Origin of the sequence: Arthrospira sp. PCC 8006 (assembly GCF_046480465.1) — a bacterium.
In the GTDB taxonomy this organism is placed as follows: Bacteria; Cyanobacteriota; Cyanobacteriia; order Cyanobacteriales; family Microcoleaceae; genus Limnospira; species Limnospira platensis.
Genome location: NZ_PKGG01000086.1, coordinates 1 through 19,359, shown reverse-complemented (window position 1 = coordinate 19,359; position 19,359 = coordinate 1). Strand labels below are relative to the sequence as shown.

General features: G+C 45.9%; 13 protein-coding genes, 1 rRNA gene and 1 pseudogene. 5 read left to right on the top strand and 10 right to left on the bottom strand.

Annotated features, from left to right (window positions below; translation table 11 throughout):
* Positions 1-49: 49 nt before the first annotated feature.
* Both B9T16_RS14035 and B9T16_RS14030 read right to left on the bottom strand, forming a co-directional pair.
* Positions 50-793 (bottom strand): sirohydrochlorin chelatase, encoded by a 744-nt coding sequence (locus B9T16_RS14035; RefSeq protein ID WP_410244523.1) that lies wholly within the window; start codon positions 791-793, stop codon positions 50-52.
* A 17-nt stretch (positions 794-810) separates the two neighbouring features.
* A complete protein-coding gene (locus tag B9T16_RS14030; RefSeq protein ID WP_410244522.1) occupies positions 811-1,020 on the bottom strand; it encodes a hypothetical protein in 210 nt (69 codons plus the stop codon).
* Between the two features lie 268 nt (positions 1,021-1,288).
* Here B9T16_RS14030 and B9T16_RS14025 point away from each other — a divergent pair.
* A pseudogene (locus tag B9T16_RS14025) lies at positions 1,289-1,423 on the top strand (4-alpha-glucanotransferase); the annotation flags it as partial.
* A 129-nt stretch (positions 1,424-1,552) separates the two neighbouring features.
* Here B9T16_RS14025 and B9T16_RS14020 read toward each other — a convergent pair.
* A complete protein-coding gene (locus B9T16_RS14020) occupies positions 1,553-2,365 on the bottom strand; it encodes a hypothetical protein (protein ID WP_006617559.1) in 813 nt (270 codons plus the stop codon).
* 315 nt (positions 2,366-2,680) lie between these two features.
* Here B9T16_RS14020 and malQ point away from each other — a divergent pair, with 315 nt between their 5' ends.
* Positions 2,681-4,192 (top strand): 4-alpha-glucanotransferase, encoded by a 1,512-nt coding sequence (gene malQ, locus B9T16_RS14015; RefSeq protein WP_410245056.1) that lies wholly within the window; start codon positions 2,681-2,683, stop codon positions 4,190-4,192.
* Between the two features lie 73 nt (positions 4,193-4,265).
* Here the strand turns inward: malQ and B9T16_RS14010 are convergent, their stop codons facing one another.
* The 3 genes from B9T16_RS14010 to B9T16_RS14000 form a co-directional block, all read right to left on the bottom strand.
* Positions 4,266-5,177, bottom strand: coding sequence for a sugar phosphate nucleotidyltransferase (locus B9T16_RS14010; RefSeq protein ID WP_410245055.1), 912 nt, complete (start codon positions 5,175-5,177; stop codon positions 4,266-4,268).
* Positions 5,178-5,262: 85 nt separating this feature from the next.
* Positions 5,263-7,224: a biosynthetic arginine decarboxylase gene (gene speA / locus B9T16_RS14005; RefSeq protein ID WP_006617556.1), complete on the bottom strand. Its 1,962-nt coding sequence runs from the start codon at positions 7,222-7,224 to the stop codon at positions 5,263-5,265.
* A gap of 30 nt (positions 7,225-7,254) precedes the next feature.
* Entirely contained in the window at positions 7,255-7,422 is a 168-nt protein-coding gene (locus tag B9T16_RS14000; protein ID WP_410245054.1) for a hypothetical protein, read from the bottom strand.
* Positions 7,423-7,703: 281 nt separating this feature from the next.
* Here B9T16_RS14000 and B9T16_RS13995 point away from each other — a divergent pair, with 281 nt between their 5' ends.
* Both B9T16_RS13995 and B9T16_RS13990 read left to right on the top strand, forming a co-directional pair.
* Positions 7,704-9,626 (top strand): ATP-binding protein, encoded by a 1,923-nt coding sequence (locus tag B9T16_RS13995; protein ID WP_410245053.1) that lies wholly within the window; start codon positions 7,704-7,706, stop codon positions 9,624-9,626.
* Positions 9,623-11,812: a WD40 repeat domain-containing protein gene (locus tag B9T16_RS13990; RefSeq protein ID WP_410245052.1), complete on the top strand. Its 2,190-nt coding sequence runs from the start codon at positions 9,623-9,625 to the stop codon at positions 11,810-11,812. The genes B9T16_RS13995 and B9T16_RS13990 overlap by 4 nt, the downstream gene beginning before the upstream one ends.
* 197 nt (positions 11,813-12,009) lie before the next feature.
* Here the strand turns inward: B9T16_RS13990 and B9T16_RS13985 are convergent, their stop codons facing one another.
* The gene (locus B9T16_RS13985) at positions 12,010-15,168 is read right to left on the bottom strand and encodes an efflux RND transporter permease subunit (protein ID WP_410245051.1); all 3,159 of its coding nucleotides are present in this window, start codon (positions 15,166-15,168) and stop codon (positions 12,010-12,012) included.
* A 306-nt stretch (positions 15,169-15,474) separates the two neighbouring features.
* Here B9T16_RS13985 and B9T16_RS13980 point away from each other — a divergent pair, with 306 nt between their 5' ends.
* Positions 15,475-17,589, top strand: coding sequence for a TIGR00300 family protein (locus tag B9T16_RS13980; RefSeq protein WP_410245050.1), 2,115 nt, complete (start codon positions 15,475-15,477; stop codon positions 17,587-17,589).
* 144 nt (positions 17,590-17,733) lie between these two features.
* On the opposite strand, the gene rrf is transcribed toward B9T16_RS13980, so the two are convergent.
* The 3 genes from rrf to B9T16_RS13965 form a co-directional block, all read right to left on the bottom strand.
* A 5S ribosomal RNA gene (rrf, locus tag B9T16_RS13975) occupies positions 17,734-17,850 on the bottom strand.
* Positions 17,851-17,981: 131 nt separating this feature from the next.
* Positions 17,982-18,698 (bottom strand): dethiobiotin synthase, encoded by a 717-nt coding sequence (gene bioD, locus B9T16_RS13970; protein WP_006617476.1) that lies wholly within the window; start codon positions 18,696-18,698, stop codon positions 17,982-17,984.
* A 9-nt stretch (positions 18,699-18,707) separates the two neighbouring features.
* Positions 18,708-19,316 carry a hypothetical protein gene (locus tag B9T16_RS13965; protein WP_410245049.1) on the bottom strand — a complete coding sequence of 203 codons (609 nt, stop codon included), beginning with the start codon at positions 19,314-19,316 and terminating at the stop codon, positions 18,708-18,710.
* Positions 19,317-19,359 lie beyond the last annotated feature (43 nt).

Sequence of the window (19,359 nt, the reverse complement as noted above, 5' to 3'; positions counted from 1 at the left end):
CCCCAATAATTATGAGAATCACCCCCCACCCGAGCAGGGGGAAGATATCTTAGAGGTAAGATTTCGCCCAAGTACAAATCAAATCCCCCAGGTGTGTGCTGTGGTCTAGGGGAGGCGTGAGGTGTAGTTGGCTATGGGGGAACCTGTCGCCAAGATTGGCCACCACATCCGCGATCGCATCAGTAGTGCGACCCGAAAACAGAAAATAAGGTAAAATCCCAATCCTGTCATATCCAGCTTCCAGCAACTCCTCAACCCGTGACTCCACATGGGGAGGAACAGACCAATAAGCCACAGCAGCCTTGATTTTATCAGCTATATCAGCGATCGCCTCATTTCCACCCGCGCGGCGACTCCCATGGGAAAGCAGAACCCAAGCATCAACATAGTAACCCCTCTTGAGACCCTCCAGTAGTCGCGCCAACTGGTTAACCTCCCTTCCCAGATAAGGTTGGAGTTCAAGCTGTATCTCCCTTCCCAGGAATTTTTGCGCCAATTCCACCTCCGTGGGGATATCTTCGCGCACATGAACCCCAGGTAACAGAAACAGCGGCAGAATTTGGACTCGATTAATCCCTAAACTCAGGCTATACTTAGCGAATTGTTGAATTTGTACAGATAGGGGAGTCGGACCTAACTCCAACACCGCACTCCCCACCAAAGAATCAGTTAAACCATTCCAACCCTTTTCAACCTTCAGGCGATCGCTTAACTGTTGTGCTAACCTATTTACAACCAATTGAGGGCGGCGATCGCGGCTACCGTGGGACACAAGCAAAACAGTGGATAACACGGGCTACTAATTAAACTTCAGTCAATTAGTTTAACCCATCCCCGGCGCACATTGTAGAGTAAGCGGTTAATAATCGCTTGTTCATCCTCGCTAATAGTTTCCTTTAGCAGCGTGGCTTTTAACCTTTGGCGGTCTTCAGTCGTCACCACACTGGAAAACATCACTTGACCAAACATTTCCTCAAGGGAACCATTAGAATTGGTCATGCTGTTATAGTAGCTGCTCATCTCCCTAACCTCAATGCTCCACTATATATATATCTTCCCTCAAGTGGCTGATTTTTTCTGTGATTATACAGACGACTACATATGAGTTGGATCACCTGAACAGGTGATCCCCATCGCTCTTAGTTGTGATTTGCATCAACCGTGCTGGGGGATACCCTCTATTATACCGCACAATTCATGTAAGTTTAACCGAGGCAATAATCCCCCCAAAAAGGCGATCGCTTTGTGATATAAATAGAAGCGGTTTCTACGGGAATATATATTAATTATGCACCTTGAACGAGCCAGCGGTATCTTATTACACCCCACCAGCTTCCCTAGTCGCTTTGGTATTGGTGACTTAGGACGTGCCGCTTATGAGTTTATCGATTTCCTAGAACGTAGTGACCAGAAAGTTTGGCAATACTATCTCAAAGCCCCTCTCCCCCCTAGGATTCGGATTTAGGGTGAGGGTAATGTTTTCAGAAAGTGGCTTCTAAGCTAGAAAGCCACCTCTGTAGTATAGGGGGTATTCCTAACACAGGTTTTTTCCCTATAATCTCCAGGTCAGTTGGCGACGAAAACTAAAGCTAATTAACCGCCAACGAACTCCACTATTTCGGAGTGTTTTGATTCTGACAAAATAACCTGCTAGTAATCGCAGTATGCCTTTAATGCGGGCTTTAGCGCGTATCAGTTGGGCATTATATGCCTGGGTATATAATGGCTCAAAGGCTATTTCTCCCCAGAGAACATCGGCTTGATGACCAGGACTTAAACCATGTTTGCGGTGTTCAGGGTTAGCCAAACCTCCGTGTTCTCCGTAATTGCGGAAAGGAATAAAGTTTTGCAAATTATGAGAGCGCAAAAATGTATCTATTTCCGAATCCCAAGTAGAATAAGTTTTTCCCTGAGTTTTTTCGGTGATTTTCTCGGAAAATTTAATGAGAATTTCTGCGGCTTTGGGGCTGACAATATAAGCTACCATACCGGTTGAAAAACCTTCGGCATATCCTTCTGGAGAGACCCAATATACTTGAGGGCTGCAAGTATAAATCCAGGTAATTCCGAGATTAGGCAATTCCTTATCAAAAGGTAAAGGCAGTTGTCCAAATTCTAAAACCGGAACAAAATCCGCTTCCACAATTAAACTAGGCTGGCTCTGCTGAGTCGCTATTTCCCAAGCCTGACGGTGGTTGAGCATACACCTATAACTTGGAGAAAATTGTTGATATTCTGGCTTATCTTCTTGGCGAATAACTAGACATTCAAATCCTTCTTTGGTCAAGTATTCTTCTAATTTTTGGGTAGGCTCTTTATAAGCAATAATCAAAACTTGACTCAGAGTATCAACTAAACTATTCATATTTGCTATTACCTAAAGTAAGTGGCTTGACATGAGAACATCCGTCCACAAGAGACTTCAGCAGCCGTGGCGATCGCCATAAGCGTTTCATCATATTTCCGCCCTCATGGCTAGTAAAAGACCCCGATTTTTCGCCCCTACCCATGTTGTACACTGTGGGGACACAAAATCCAAGTTCTCCCTGGTGGGTTTTCCTGTTCAGGAGTTGGGTAAAAACTATATCGGTCAGCTTTTTTGGTCATGTTATACATGGTAGATCCAGCATCATTTGTGTGATATAAATAAAAGTGGTTTCTACGGGAATATATATTAATTATGCACCTTGAACGAGCCAGCGGTATCTTATTACACCCCACTAGCTTCCCTAGTCGCTTTGGTATTGGTGACTTAGGACGTGCCGCTTATGAGTTTATCGATTTCCTAGAACGTAGTGGCCAGAAAATTTGGCAAATTCTGCCTCTCGGTCCGACAGGTTACGAGCATTCCCCCTACATTATGAACTTTAGCACCTTCGCCGGAAATCCCCTGTTGATTTCTCTCGATCGCCTAGCCGAAGAAGGGTTACTCAATAGCCGGGAATTGCTACCCTTACCAGATAACCATAATCCTCAGCGCGTTGACTTTCCTAGGGTAATTCCTCATAAAGGACAATACCTCAAACAAGCCTTTGATTCCTTCTGGGAGTCCCTACAATCACAACCTAACCATCGTTTCGAGGAGTTTTGTCAACAAAAAGCCTCCTGGCTCAATGATTACGCCCTATTTATGGCACTCCTAGAGCAGAACGACGGTAAAGATTGGAATCAGTGGGAACCGGCGATCGCCCGCCGAGAGCCCCAAGCCTTGCAAGCCAAAACCGAAGAACTCCACACTCAGATTATATACCATAAGTTTCTGCAATTCAAGTTTTTTGAACAATGGAGCCAACTGCGACGCTACGCCAACAATAAGGGCATTAAAATTATTGGTGACATCTCCATTTATGTGTGCTATAATAGTGCTGATGTCTGGTTTGCGCCTAACAACTTTCAACTGCACCCAGAAACCCTTAATCCTGCCTATATTGCCGGAGTACCCCCCGACTATTTTAGTGCCACCGGACAACTTTGGGGGAATCCCGTTTATGATTGGGATGAACTAAAACGCACTAATTATGCTTGGTGGATTGAAAGATTCCGCGCTACCTTGGAATATGTAGATTTAGTCCGAGTTGACCATTTCCGAGGCTTTGAAGCCTATTGGCGAGTGCCCTATGGGGAAACTTCCGCTTTGAATGGGGAGTGGGTAACAGCGCCCGGTGCGGAGTTCTTTGAGAGTCTCGGTCAACAGTTAGGAAGTTTACCGGTTTTAGCGGAAGATTTAGGAATCATTACCCCCGAAGTCGAAGCATTACGCGATCGCTTTGAGTTTCCCGGAATGAAAATCCTCATGTTTGCATTTGGGGAAGATTCTAACCATCCTTATTTACCCCATAATTATACCCGCAATAGCATTGTTTACACCGGAACCCATGACAATGATACCACTGTCGGTTGGTGGCAAACCATGACCCCAGAAATTCGTCAGCACGTAGCTGGATATTTAGGTTATGCTTTCCCAGAAGCCATTGAGGACATTAATTGGGCTTTAATTCGGTTAGCCCTAAGTTCCATTGCTGACCTAGCCATTTTCCCGTTTCAAGACCTGCTAGGATTAGATAATAGGGGGAGAATGAATGACCCTAGCACCAATGCCGGAAATTGGCGGTGGCGCTATGAAAGTTCCACATTGTTAACCCATCCTTTGTGCGATCGCCTGCGCTATTTAACCCAAATGTATAGCCGCTAAATTCCCCTTTTTTTTGAGGGAAGGTTGGGGAGGGAAACTGATAAACCCCCCCTGATTAAATCGGCTGTACTCCCTAGGATTTAGTCTTGATATTGCGGAATTCTACCAGAGTCTTAAAATAGGTTTCTGGTAGACCCGTATCAAAACAGCGACCTTGGACAAGATACCCAGTAATTTGTTCTTTTTCTAGGAGAGTTTGCAAACAGGAAGTCAGTTGATATTCTCCCTTTTCCCGGACATCACGGCGGATATTGTCGGCTAAGAAGTCAAAGATTTTCGGTTCAATGATATACAGCCCAAATATAGTCAAAAACCGATCCCATTCCAGTCCGGGAACTCGCATATTTGTCCGCGCATAATTGAGAGTTGGCTTCTCATAGATTTCCGTCAGGTCAAATAAATAATCAGAATCTTTAACCGGAGTTCCGGCTACACAACCATAGTGCTGAATGCGATCGCCGGGAGTAATTCGCACACCGATAACACTCTGTTGAACTTTCTCATAAACCTCCAACAATTGACGGGCGCAGTTTACCTCCAAATCGGAAGCATAAACATGGTCACCCAATAGTAACATAAAAGGCTCATCATGCACCCAGGGGGCGGCACAAAAAACCGCATGACCGAATCCTTCTTGTTGTTCCTGGGTTAAAATAGTAATCCGTTCCCCCAAGGTTTGTAAATAGTGGCTATAGTCTCGACTACTGGGGGACAATTTCCGCCAAAATTCCGGTTTAGGAGACCCTTGGAAATAGTCCTCAAATAAGGAGCGATCGCCCGATTGAACAATAATTCCGACCTCTTCAATTCCAGCATTAATAGCCTCTTCCACGACCACCTGAATCACAGGTTTAGCGATTCCCTCAGCATCAACTATAGGGAAAAACTCTTTTTTAATCATTTTGGAGGCTGGGAACATCCGAGTACCAAATCCTGCGGCTGTGATGACAGCTTTGCGAACCCGTCGATTTTCTTGTGCTTTCATAGTCTCAAATTATCCCCTTTAGGGAAACCTGTATATTTTAACTTATTTTATGCTGAAATTGGGGTAATTCCGTAAAATTTGAGCATCAGTGAGAGGTCAAATAGGTATATTGGGTCAAACTGCGTTCATAGTTTTGTAGGAGAAGCTGAGATTCTTCGATGGTAATTTTTTGGGACTGAAGGGCTTGTTCAGTTTGGCGGCGGATACTTTCCACCAAATCCTCACTGTCATATTGTACATAACCCAAAACCTCATTCATAGTGTCCCCTTTGATGACATATTCCACCGCATAACCTTGAGGATTGAGTTTAATATGAACTACATGGGTATCGCCAAATAAGTTATGTAAATTCCCCATAATTTCCTGATATGCGCCCGCCAAAAACATCCCCAAATAGTAGGGTTGTGAGGGGGTGAGGGGGTGCAATTCTAAAATAGGTTTAGATTCTCCCCAATTGATAAAGCTGTCAATTTTACCATCACTATCACAGGTTAAATCTGCCAAGGTCGCCCTCTGAGTCGGTTCTTCATTCAGACGATGAATCGGCATAATCGGAAAAAGTTGGTCAATAGCCCAGGAGTCAGGCGCAGACTTAAACACGGACAGATTTACATAGTATATAGAAGCCATAATCTGCTCAAGATTTTTCAAGTCATCAGGGATGGTTTCCAAACCCCGAAGAATGTCGCGGATTTGATGACAGCAAGCCCAATATAATTGTTCAGCTTTGGCGCGATCGCGTAAATTCAAGTAGCCGAAATTAAATACACTAATCGCCTCCCCTTTAAACTGGATCGCGTCGTGATAGGCTTCTTGGTAATTCTCAGGATTAATAGATTGATAGGTTTCGGCTAAATTCCTGAGAATCAAATGATCATCATCATTAATAGTAGGGGGATTTTCGGCTGTTGGTTCACTACTTCCTAGGATATCAAAAACCAAGATAGACTGATGAGAAGCGATCGCCCTACCACTTTCACTAATCAAAACCGGCGCATTAACTTTTCCCTCCTCGCAGGCTTCCTTAACTTCAGCGACAATATCATTAGCATAATTTTGCATATTGTAGTTTTTAGAAGCCGGGGCGTTACTTTTAGAGCCATCATAATCGACTCCCAAACCGCCGCCCACATCGAGATATTGCATATTAGCGCCTAATTTAGCCAGTTCCACATAAATTTGACTAGCCTCTCGGATGGCATCTTTAATAGCACTAATAGAGGAGATTTGTGAGCCAATATGAAAGTGTAGGAGTTGCAAACAATCTAACATTCCCAAACCTTGGAGGCGATCGCATACCTGGATAATTTCAGGAATAGTTAAACCAAACTTAGCGCGATCGCCCGTCGAACCTCCCCAACGTCCTACACCTCGGCTTCCCAATTTCGCCCGCACTCCTAAAGTCGGTTGTATACCCAGATTTTGACTAGCTGCTATGGCTAATTCCACTTCTTCCAACTGTTCCATGACGATAATAGTTTTACGTCCCAACCGTTGGGCTAACATGGCAGTTTCGATATATTTTTGGTCTTTATAACCATTACAAATTAGTAGAGAGCCGGGAGTAGTCAGACAAGCCAAAGCAATCAATAATTCTGGCTTAGAACCCGCTTCTAATCCCAATTGATAAGGTTCACCGAAGCGCACCAAATCCTCAATTAGATGACGTTCTTGGTTACATTTAACCGGATATACTCCCCGATAAACTCCGGGATAGTTATAGCGGGCGATCGCCTTAGAAAAACAAGCATTTAGGCGCTCAATGCGGTCTTCCAGGATATCAGGAAAGCGGATCAATAAAGGTAGCCCCAAATTCCGTTTTTTCAGAGACTCCACCAACTCATATAAATCAATAGACCCACCGCGATCGCCTTGAGGGGAGACCGTGATATGACCCGCAGCATTAATAGAAAAGTAAGGTTCACCCCAACCCTGAATGCGGTAGAGTTTCTCGCTATCTTCAATAGTCCAAGTTCGCACCTGGTCAGATACCCCATGATCAGAAACCGGGTCAGAAGTAGAAGGGGTCAGGGGTTGTAATTTCATAATCGCGAATTTCCTTACTGTTACCGTCTATCAGACAGTGTAGCTTGACAAGTCGAGGATCAGGGTCGAAACCAGATCGAGGTCGATAGTGCTTTCTGGTCGCCATTGTATCGTCAAATATAGGATCGGTGTTGGTGTGGCGATCGCCTGTAATTGTGACTCAGAGGTTAGTTCGCCCAGATGATCACGGAAGGGCATAATCTGATACAATATGGCATCAAAGTCTGTGGCATAATCAGAGATGGCTCAAGAATATAACTACCAAGATATTCTTGAAAATATGGGTTCAAAATACATCACAGAGTATTGTTGTGAAAATCTATCCTAGGAGAGTGGCCTAGGATCAGGGTCAAAAGTGAAAATAAGTTTATGTATTGCTGCTATCTCTAAAATTCAGCCTACCATAGACTCTATCCTAGTTATATCCTCGGAATTGCCTAGAGGTTTGCTCGGTTAACATCACTAGCATATACAAAATTATGATCAACACCGTTAAGCAACACAAATTATTCCTAGAGGTGACAGCCTTGCTGTCTGTAGGTTCCGTCGTTACAGGTTACACCAAAGCCGCTACCCCCTTGTACAGACATTTTGCGGAACCTCTTGCTAACAGTATCACAGCCAGTAAATTGCTGGATTTTGCCAAAAAACTAGGGGAACCATCCCCGGGTTTGAGTAAGGAAAAATTAGCTAAATCTGTGGGAGGTGCGATCGCTTTAGGAATCTTGCAAATCTCCCAAAAACAATCCTATCAAAATATCGCCCCCGAATTAAAGAATTTAGCCAAAAATACTCAAAAATACTGGCTACAAATCGAACCCAGTAGTTCCCTAGATCCCGACTATCCAGCTATTGGTGAAGGTCATTTACGTTACACATTAGCGGCTAACGGTTCAGATATTTTCTTAAAAACTCTGGATCTCGATAGTTGGCAATCTCTAATTACCTGGTTAATGGAACAGCATAAATCCCATTTACCTAAAGGTATTCACCATTACCAAGATGCCATCAATGCCATTAGTCAACATCTGCATAAACGGTTTGCCCATAATCTAGCAGAAATCTGGAAACAAGATGCTGCTAAAGGGGGGCAAGTTTTTCATGGTATGGTATTAGATTGGCTGCGGGATAGTCTGACATCCGCCCATCAAATAGCCATTACTCAACAGGACATCCTGAAAATTTTAAAACAGTTAAACACAGGCTTGGATGACGAACTAGGAGCCATTCAGGAAGCCTTAGAACCTTATTTAGATCAGACACAAACGCTTTTTAAGATTTCGCCACAATGCGAAAGTATCATAGCTGATACAACGAAGGATTTTGTGGGGCGCACCCATGTTTTCCAAGAAATTCTGGAGTTTCTGCAAACAAAATCCCAAGGTTATTTTGTGTTAGAAGCAGATTCTGGTTATGGGAAAACCGCCATCCTCGCGCGTTTAGTCCAATTGTGTCAAGGTCATTGTCTCAGTTATTTTAACAGCAATTCTCTGGGAAAAGTTACGGCACGACAATTCTTAGAAAATATCTGCACGGCACTAATTAAAGGTTATCAACTGGACTATACCAGTTTACCAGAAAACGCCCTGCGAAATGGTAAAGTTTTGGCTGGGCTGTTGAAGGAAGCCAGCGAGAAGCTACCACGGGGGAAAAAGTTAGTGGTAGTTGTGGATGCTTTAAACGAGGTAGATTTATCTAGTCAAACACCGGGAAGTAATGTGCTTTACTTACCAGATAAACTGCCGGAGAATGTCTATTTTATCATCTCCAAACGTTCTAAACAACTGCCCTTGCCAGTAAGTGACCATCAAACCATCTGTAATTTAATGCAGTATCGGGCAGAAAGTGCTTGGGATGCTGGTCAATACACGAATAAGCGCCTGTCTAAAAGTCCCCTAATTCAAAAGTGGATGGCATCGCAAAAGTTAACAGCGGAACAGTTTTGTACTAAATTGGTCGCCAAAAGTGAAAATAACTTCATGTATTTGTGCTATGTGTTGAATGACATCCATAATGGGGTTTATGATGGTAAAAGTCTGGAGACTTTACCGATTGGTTTGTGGGGGTATTATCAGCACCACTGGCAGATGATCAGGATTAACCATAAATCCTTACCTATGGCTCAAATTCGCGCCATTTATGTATTATCCAAAGTGCGCGAACCTGTTTCTCGTCGTTTGCTGGCGAAGTTGACGGGGGTAGAAGAGTCGGTGCTATCTACAGTCCTGGAACAGTGGGATCAATTTTTGCAGGTGCAAATGATTGACAACGAAACTAGATACAGTATTTACCACGGGTCTTTTCATGATTTCCTGGAGAAGCAATCGGCTGATTCTGGTGTGAATCTTGAAGAGCTTAAACGTGGCATTGTGGAGAATTTAGCGAAGGGAGCGCCTTTATGACCCAAAAACTGACCCATTGGCTAACTGAACAGTTACCAGAAGACCGTCTCCATGTGTTACGACACCAACCTATTTATCTGGCGGAAATTAAGGATATAAAGCGCTTGGTTGATTGGTTAATGGATTTTGGCTTTTTGGAACAAAAGTTAGCCAATGTGGGGATCCGGGCGCTAATTGATGATTATGATTTGGCTTTATCTTTGGTGTCCCCAGGTCAGCAACGGGTTTTCCAATTGATTCAAAAGTCTTTGCTGATGTCTTCTCATATTTTGGAGGAAGATAACAGCCAGTTGGCGGAACAATTGCTGGGACGGCTATTATATTTCTCGGAACCGGGGATTAAAGACTTTATCGAAGAGGTGAAACAATATCAGGAGCGGTCTTGGTTTTGTCCGCTGTTTCCCTGTTTTGATTCCCCTGATGGGGTGCTGATTCGGACTTTGGTGGGTCACGGAGACTCGGTTAATGCGGTGGCGATTACTCCTGATGGTAGGGCTGGTGTGTCGGCTTCGGGAGATACTACCCTAAAACTGTGGAATTTGAAGACGGGACGAGTGGTGCGATCGCTTCAGGGTCATACTTGTAGGGTCTTAGCTTTGGCGATTAGCCCTAGCGGTAAGCGGGCGATTTCCGGCTCCTATGATAATACCCTCAAAATGTGGGATTTGCGGACTGGCGAAGAGTTGCGAACTTTTGCGGGTCATGGGGATTGGGTGACGGCGGTGGCGATGACTCCAGACGGTAAACGCGCTCTGTCGGGTTCAAAAGATACTACTCTCAGGCTGTGGGATTTGGTGACAGGGGAGGAAATACGAACTTTTACGGGTCACGGGGATTTGGTGGCGGCGGTGGCGATTACTCCTGATGGTAAACGGGCTCTATCGGCTTCTTTTGACAAGACTTTGAAACTTTGGGATTTACAAACCGGGGAAGAGTTGCGAACTTTTGCGGGTCACGAGGGTTCAGTTTGGGCGTTGGCGATTACTCCTAATGGTAAACGGGCTCTGTCGGGGTCTTTTGACCAGACTCTTAAACTCTGGGATTTACAAACCGGGGAAGATTTGCGAACTTTTGCGGGTCATGAGGATTCGGTTAATGCGGTGGCGATTACTCCAGACGGTGAAAGGGCTCTGTCTGGGTCTTTTGATAAGACTTTGAAACTTTGGGATTTACAAACCGGGGAAGAGTTGCGATCTTTTGCGGGTCATCGTCGTTGGGTTTGGGATGTGGCGATTACTCCAGACGGTAAGCAGGCGCTTTCGGGGTCTTTTGACCAGACTCTCAAACTTTGGGATTTGGCTACGGAAGAGGAGTTAGATTGTTTCCTCGGTCATAGTGATGCTATCTCTGCTGTAGCAATTACCCCTAATGATAGGTGGGCTCTGTCGGCTTCCTATGATGAAACTCTCAAGTTGTGGGATTTGCAGACGGGACAGGAGTTGCGCTGCTTTGTGGGTCACAGTGATTGGGTCAGGACGGTGGCGATTACCCCGGACGGTAAACGGGCTTTATCTGGGTCGGAGGATACTACTCTCAAGCTGTGGGATTTGGAGTCGGGACAGGAATTATTTTCTCTGACTGGTCATACTGACCCGGTTAGGGCGGTGGCGATTAGCTGTGATGGAAAGTGGGCGCTTTCGGGGTCGGAGGATAACACCCTTAAACTTTGGGATATGAGGACTCTCAAGGAAATTCGCTCGTTTATGGGTCATGATGATTCGGTTTCGGCTGTGGCGATTACTCCTGATGGTAGGTGGGGGCTTTCGGGGTCGGAGGATAACACCCTTAAACTCTGGGATTTACAAACTGGACTAGAAGTGCGATCGCTTGTCGGTCATCGCCGTTGGGTTGATGCGTTGGCGATTACCCCAGACGGTCAGCAGGCTCTGTCCGGGTCTTTTGACGATACGATCAAGTTATGGGATTTGCTCACGGGACGAGAAGTGCGATCGCTTGTGGCTCATCGGCGATCGGTTAATGCTGTGGCTGTCACCCCAGACGGTAAGCGGGCTCTGTCCGGGTCTTTTGACGATACCCTCAAGTTATGGGATTTGAACACCGGAACCGTCCTCGCTAAGTTGATCACTTCTTCTTCTGTCCGATGCTGTGCGATCGCTTCTGATGGCCGTACCGTGGTCGCCGGTGATGGCGGCGGACAGATCTATTTTTTAACCATTCAGGGCTAGGGCTGAAACCTCCACCCCTCCCACACTACCACCCCCTCTGGTTTAACTATGTTGAATAAAAAATCAAGCGTATAGCCATATTAACCCCAACAATACCATTATAGCTTAGGGCTGATGATTTGTCAACCTTTTACTGAAAAATCGGGCGTTTTTTTTAGGTGTTGAACAAAAAATCATCTAGCCCAAAATCAGGGTGATTATTCTTTGATAGAAGCCATATTTTTGGGCATTTTTTTAGCAGGTGATACGCGCCGCCGTTTAGGTTTAAAGGGATTTTTAAGCCAGTTTTGGAACCCATCAACATAGGTAAACCAAACGGGAACGACGACCAAAGTTAAGAGGGTAGATGTAGTCATTCCACCAATAACAGCGATCGCCATAGGACTGCGTACCTGAGAACCTGCGCCCCACTCCAAAGCAATAGGTAACATACCAGCGATGGTAGAAAAAGTGGTCATCAAAATAGGTCGCAGTCGGGAGCATCCAGCTTCTAGGACTGCATTAAATCGAGACATTCCCATCTGTTGATTAGCCATAGAACAATCGACCAAAAGGATGGCATTTTTAGTGACCAAACCCATCAACAGAACAATACCAATGAGAGCAAATAAGCCCAACTCTTTTTGAGTAACCATCAAGGCTAGTAATGCGCCGCCGAGGGATAGAGGTAAAGCCATCAAAATGGTAACGGGGATAATAAAGTTGTTGTAAAGCAATACGAGGATGGCATAAATTCCCAAGACAGCTAAAGCCAAAGCGGAGAGAAAGCGGGTGAAGACATCAATCATAATTCTAGCATCACCTTCGGACTGCTGTTGTACATCAGGCGGTAGGGGGTTCATAGCTGGTAAAGCCTCTACCAGTGCGAGAGCATCACCCAAGGAAAGACCTTCTAAATTAGCCTCTAATTGTACTTGTCGGGAACGGAAATAGCGGTCAATAGTAGCGGGACCGCTACCGATAGTAATATCAGCGACAGCAGAGAGGGGAACTAATCGACCATCCTGGGTAGGTATGCGTAAATTTTCGATCGCCTCAAAATCATTGCGAAACTCCTCAGCCAATTGTACTCGGATAGGAATTTGGCGATCGGGTAAGTCAAACTTAGCCAAATTCGACTGGTTATCACCCAAGGTAGCTAATAAAGCGGTGCGGGCGATCGCCTGTACAGAAACGCCCAAATCTCCAGCCCTTCTAGGGTCAGGACGAATCAAGATTTCCGGTCTGACCAAACTAGCGCTAGAGGTAACTTCTACGAGTCCGGGAATTGACCGCATTTGGCTTTCCAAAGCATTAGCAGTTTCTAACAAAGCATCGGGGTTATCACTACTAAGAACAATAGATAAATCCTTGCCGCCGCCACCTGCACCCTGGGACTGAAAGCTAATTCTCGCGCCAGGAATTTGAGCAAAACGGGTTCTCATTTGTGTTTCAAATTCCGCCTGGGATATCTCCCGGTCATCAGAGGGGACTAAATTTACAGACAGGGTAGCTTGGTTAACTTCTACGACACCTTCCCCACGATTTCCCAAGACTGCTAAAACGTTGTCAACGGCGGGATTTTCGGCTAAGTGGGCGATCGCTTCTTGGGTGGTAGTTTCCAATTCGGCTAAAGTGGAACCGGGCGGTAATTCAAGGGAAATGGTACTTAATCCAGTATCTCCACTACTAAATAAGCCTTTGGGGATGAGGGGGACTAATTGTAAACTGGCGATAAAAAAGGCGATCGCTAATAACAGGGTAGTGATGCGGTGTCGCAACGACCAAGCCAAAAGGCTGCGATAGGGAGAGAAGCGCCGCCGGGTGTGATTAGTGTCAGTTTTGGGAGGTGTTGATTTTTGTTTAAGTAACCTAGCGCCCAATAGGGGAGTCATGGTACAGGCGACTAGGGTAGAAAACATGGTAGAGGTAGCTACTGTAACTCCAAAGGGTTGGAAAAATTGACCGGGAACCCCTCCCATAAAAGCGACGGGAAGGAAGACAGCGACAATGGTGGCGGTGGTGGCGACTACGGCTAACCCAATTTCGCGGGAAGCGTCAATAGCAGCTTTAAAGGGAGGTTTACCCATCTCAACGTGCTGATCTATATTCTCCATCATACAGATAGCATCATCTACTAGGTTTCCCATGGCTAAAGCTAGGGCTAATAGAGTCATCCCATTGAGGGTATAATCAAACATCCGCATCACCAGGAAGGTGGGTAAAATCGATAAAGGTAAGGCGATCGCCGTAATTAAAGTTGGTCGCCAGTTTCGCAAAAATACACCGACGACCACCACGGTTAAAATGGAACCGATAACTAACGCATCCACTGAGGCTTGATAGGACTCGCGAATAGAATTAGCCCTGGTGACAATTAGTTCTAGGTTAATGTCTTCTGGGAGTGTTTTTTGTAGGTCTACCACCCGCTCGCGAATACCTTGTTCTACTGATACTAGGGTGCTTCCGGTACTGCGGAGGACGGAAAAGCCGACAACAGGAGTACCAATTTCACTGTTAGACTCTAGGGGAAAGTCAGCAAATTTGGCGACTTGGCGGACTTCTGCTAAACCATCGGTAACCGTGCCAATACTGGACAGGGGAACTGAGTTACCATTGGGGAGTATAATTGGATAGTCTCTTAATGCTTCGACGGTTTGGGCGCTTCCGAGGGTGCGGATACTTTTTTCACTACCGCCTACTTGCGATCGCCCTCCGGGAAGGTTAATATTAAAAGCACGAATTTGGTCGTTAACTTGGGTGGTGGTGATGCCTAAACTTTGGATGCGATCGGGGTGAAGTTCGACGCGAATTTCTCGGTCAACTCCTCCGAGTCGTTGAATTTGGGCGACACCAGGAACGTTAAGTAAGGCGCGGCTAATAGTGCGATCGACCAGATCGCTAAGTTCTTCTACTGAGCGGGTGGGTGATGTTACCGCATAGGTCATAATCGACCCGCCCGCAAATCGCAGACGCTGTACAATAGGATCGTTAATGTCTTGGGGTAGGCTTTGGCGAATTTGAGCGATCGCATTACGGACATCATTAGTAGCGCGATCGCTATCGGTTCCCAAAACAAAACTCACGGTAGTGGTAGATACTCCGTCTGTGACTCTGGAGGTGAGTTGGTCAATATTTCCTAATCCGGCGATCGCATCTTCGACCTGTTTTGTCACCTGATTTTCCAATTCATTAGGACCCGCACCCGGTTGTGTAACTGTCACCGTAACCGCCGGAATATCTATATTAGGAGTATCATCAATTCCCAGTTGAAAAAAAGACATCAACCCCACCAGCGTCAGGATCAAAAACAGCACCAAAGTGGGAACAGGTTGTCGAATCGACCATTCGGAAAGATTAAAACTATTTTTAGCCATAATTTATGTATTAATTTACAGTCATCTAATCTAATCGGTTTGGGTTGTCAAGGGAGAAAGGCTTTAATAGCTGGATTTCTCAATATATGTGCAATGACTGGAGATAGAAGTGCGATCGTCCCCAGCACCTAGTCTAGCATTTGCAGTTGGCAATGGGGAAAGTGTGTTGCTACGTCCGGCCATGTTAGAATAATAAGTCGGCTTGACTATGGCTAAACTTGACCACTTCTAAAACACTTGTCAGGTGTGGGAGTGGTTTTTGTGGTTTAGTGGCTGTGATGTGTATATCTACCAATTAGCTTAATTATGACTGATGCGATTCGCTTTCTCATGTGTCCCCCAGATCACTATGATGTAGATTATGTGATCAACCCGTGGATGGAGGGTAACATTCATAAATCATCCTACGATCGCGCTGTAGAACAATGGCAGAAACTCTACCATACCATTAAAGATCATGCGATCGTCGATCTAGTGCAACCAGAGAAAGGTTGGCCAGATATGGTGTTCACAGCTAACGCCGGACTGGTATTAGATAAGACTGTGGTTCTCAGTCGGTTCTACCATAAAGAACGCCAAGGAGAGGAACCTTATTTTAAGGCTTGGTTTGAAAGCCAAGGATTTACCGTTCACGAACTCCCCAAAGATCTCCCTTTTGAAGGCGCAGGAGATGCTTTATTAGACCGTGAAGGCCGCTATTTGTGGGCGGGATATGGTTTCCGGTCTGAACTTGACTCTCACTCCCTGTTAGCCGAATGGTTGAATATAGAAGTCCTATCCCTGCGATTAATGGACGATCGCTTCTATCACCTCGACACCTGCTTTTGTCCTCTGACAGGGGGTTATTTGCTGTACTATCCCCCAGCTTTTGACTCATATTCAAATCGTCTAATTGAACTGCGGGTTCCCCCAGAAAAACGCATTGCTATTGATGAACCAGACGCGGTTAATTTCGCCTGTAACGCCGTCAATATTAACCAGACGGTGATTATGAACAAAATCAGCGATAACCTCAAATCAAGGCTATCTGAAGCCGGATTTAATGTCGTTGAAACTCCCCTGACTGAATTTCTGAAAGCGGGAGGGGCGGCGAAATGTTTAACTTTGCGGGTAACTGAACCCATCATCGAGGATCGCCATGCTGCGACCCAACTCGAAAGCCGCACAGTCTGTTTACAGGGTCACTTGTTAGATGCAGGTTTAATTAACCGCGCCTTAGATCTAGTCGTCGAAGGTGGCGGTAGCTTCCAAGTCCAGAATTTTAATTTAGGGGAACAGCGCCAAAGTACCTCTACCGCGCAAATTAAAATCTCGGCTCCCTCCCATGAGGTCATGGAAGAGATTATGAGTCAACTAATTGATATCGGCGCGTTTTCTCTACAAGAGGATGTTCAAGATGCGAAACTGGAAACCGTCCATCAGCATGGTGTCAGTCCCGATGATTTCTATGTGACTACTATTTATCCCACAGAAGTACGCATCGCTGGTGAGTGGGTCCTCGTTCAAAATCAGCGCATGGATGGGGCGATCGCTGTTACCGAAGGACCATCAGGACCGATCGCCCGTTGTAAATTATTGCGCGATCTCGAAGTTGGCGAAAAAGTAGTTGTCGATGTTATGGGTATCCGCACTATCCGCAAACCTGAATCTCGCGAACAGCGTAATAATCAGGAATTTGGCTTTATGTCAGCCGGGGTTTCTAGTGAACGCCGCGTAGAATTGATCGTCGAACAGGTAGCCTGGGAAATGCGCCAAATTCGCGATCGCGGTGGTAAAGTCGTCGTAACCGCTGGTCCTGTCGTTATTCACACCGGAGGATCTCAGCATTTATCTCACCTCATTCGCCAGGGTTATGTCCAGGCTTTATTGGGCGGAAATGCGATCGCTGTTCATGATATTGAACAGTCCATGATGGGAACTTCTCTCGGTGTCGATATGAAACAGGGAGTCGCCGTCAAAGGGGGACACCGCCATCATCTCAAAGTCATTAACACTATTCGGCGTTGCGGTAGCATTGCTAGTGCTGTCCAACAGGGAGTCATCACCAGTGGTATTATGTATGAGTGTGTCCGCAATGATGTTCCCTTCTCCCTGGCGGGTTCTATCCGCGATGATGGCCCTCTACCTGATACCCAGATGGATTTAATTCAAGCACAGCAGCACTATAGCCAGTTGCTACAAGGTACAGACATGATTATCATGCTCTCTACCATGCTTCATTCCATCGGTGTCGGTAATATGACTCCATCTGGCGTTAAAATGGTCTGTGTGGATATTAACCCGGCTGTGGTCACAAAATTAAGCGATCGCGGTTCCGTTGAGTCTGTGGGTGTAGTCACTGACGTGGGGCTGTTCCTCAGCTTGTTGGTCAAACAACTAGACCGCCTAACCAGTCGCTATGATGCCAAAACTGCCGTCTAACCATCCATAATTAATTACACTATCGCGCAAGTCTCCCCCGATCTAATCATCTCATCGGGGAGATGCTCATATTCCCATACCCCACCAAAACAAACTAGGACTTCCTACCGTTTACCACTGGCGGGAAGTCCTAGTTCATAATTATCCTGGCATCTTGCTATTTTCCCAGGCAGCTACCCGCCAAGTATCTTCGCCGTTTCAGCGTTTCACATCCGAGTTCGGGATGGATCGGTGTGGTTCCACTGAGCCATAGACACCAGGAAAGCTCTATAATCTTTCTCTGGTTGCGATCGCTTTAGCGTTTCGTCGCTTCTCTCTCTCGCACAGTTATTAATAGTAGGGGATAGTTCAGGAAATGTCAACCCCTAAATCAAACTTTTTTTGAGATTTCCTCAAACCCCTGATATACAAGGATTTCCCGCCCATCTGATCGGCAAAATCGCCTCCAAATCTAATTGGGCGGCGACTTGGGCTAATTGTTGCAGGTCCGTGGGATTGTCCAAATAGGGCATCACACCCAAAACCGGAATTTGGGTCAGGGAGGTAATCAGATCCGCCGGAGTCCAATTCTCAACATCCTGGGGTTCTGTCGGTTGAAGACAGTTAAGGACAATGCCGCGCAAATTTACTTTAGCCTGTCTAGCCAGGGCCACATTAGCCACAGCCTGAGCGATCGCCCCTAGTCGCACAGGAACCACCAAAACCGTTGGTAAAGCCCAATCCCGCGCCAAATCAGCCACAGTCAATTCCCTAGTTACAGGGGAACCCAAACCTCCCAAGGCTTCCACCAGCACCAAATCTCGCTCTTGCTGAAGGTTGACCAAAGCTGACCAAGCCTGACTGAGTTCGACCTGGCGATTTTCCTTTTCCGCCGCCAAGGGGGGAGCCAGGGGTGCATCAAAATAAATCGGTGCGATCGCCTCTAGGGACTGTTCCGGCCAAAATAGGCGTTGATACAATTCGCGATCGCCTATTCCCGATTGAATTGGTTTGAGTACACCCAGACTCACAGACCTTTGGTAACTTTGAAAATAGGCAATTAACGCGCTAGTTAAAACCGTTTTTCCGGCTTCCGTATCAGTTGCAGTAATCAGCAGGGTATTTTTCACAATTAACTACTATGGCAAAATTAGTTTATCGAGATTCTTAACCTCATTATTCCCCATACCATCTACCTCCGTCTCTGATTCAGGAAAGAAAGTTGGCGGTTTTTCCGATGGTTTAGGGTTCCCACTCAGATCAAGATTTCTCTCTATGTTTTCCGGCTTGGGTTCCGGTTCCAGTTCCGGTTCCGGTTCCAGTTCCGGTTTCGGTTGCGGTTGTGGTTCCGGTTCCGGTTGTGGTTCCGGCTCCGGTTGTGGTTGCGGTTGCGGTTGCGGTTGTGGTTGTGGTTGTGGTTCGGGAATGATAGGAGGTAAAGAGTTAATCAATTCCAACTCTAGCGTATATTGACTTTCCGACAATTCTGGGAGAGTTTCCAAGATGATAGTATAGTCACCATCAGCAAATAAAGGACCCTGCCAAATTGATACCCCAGTCGCGCGGGAATTAACCGGGTTGTTGTCAGGTCCCAGCAATGTCAGTAACACACCATCACCAGTAACAGATAGATAAAGCTGTTGTCCTTCCGTAGCCGATAGGAGATATTCAGATATTTGATTGGCGGCGATCGCCCCTTCAACAACAGTAATATCTCCCGGCGTGACATCTAAGCGTCTAGTTAACACTTCCGGTGTCGTTTCCGGTTCCGGAAGTGTTAACTAGACGCTT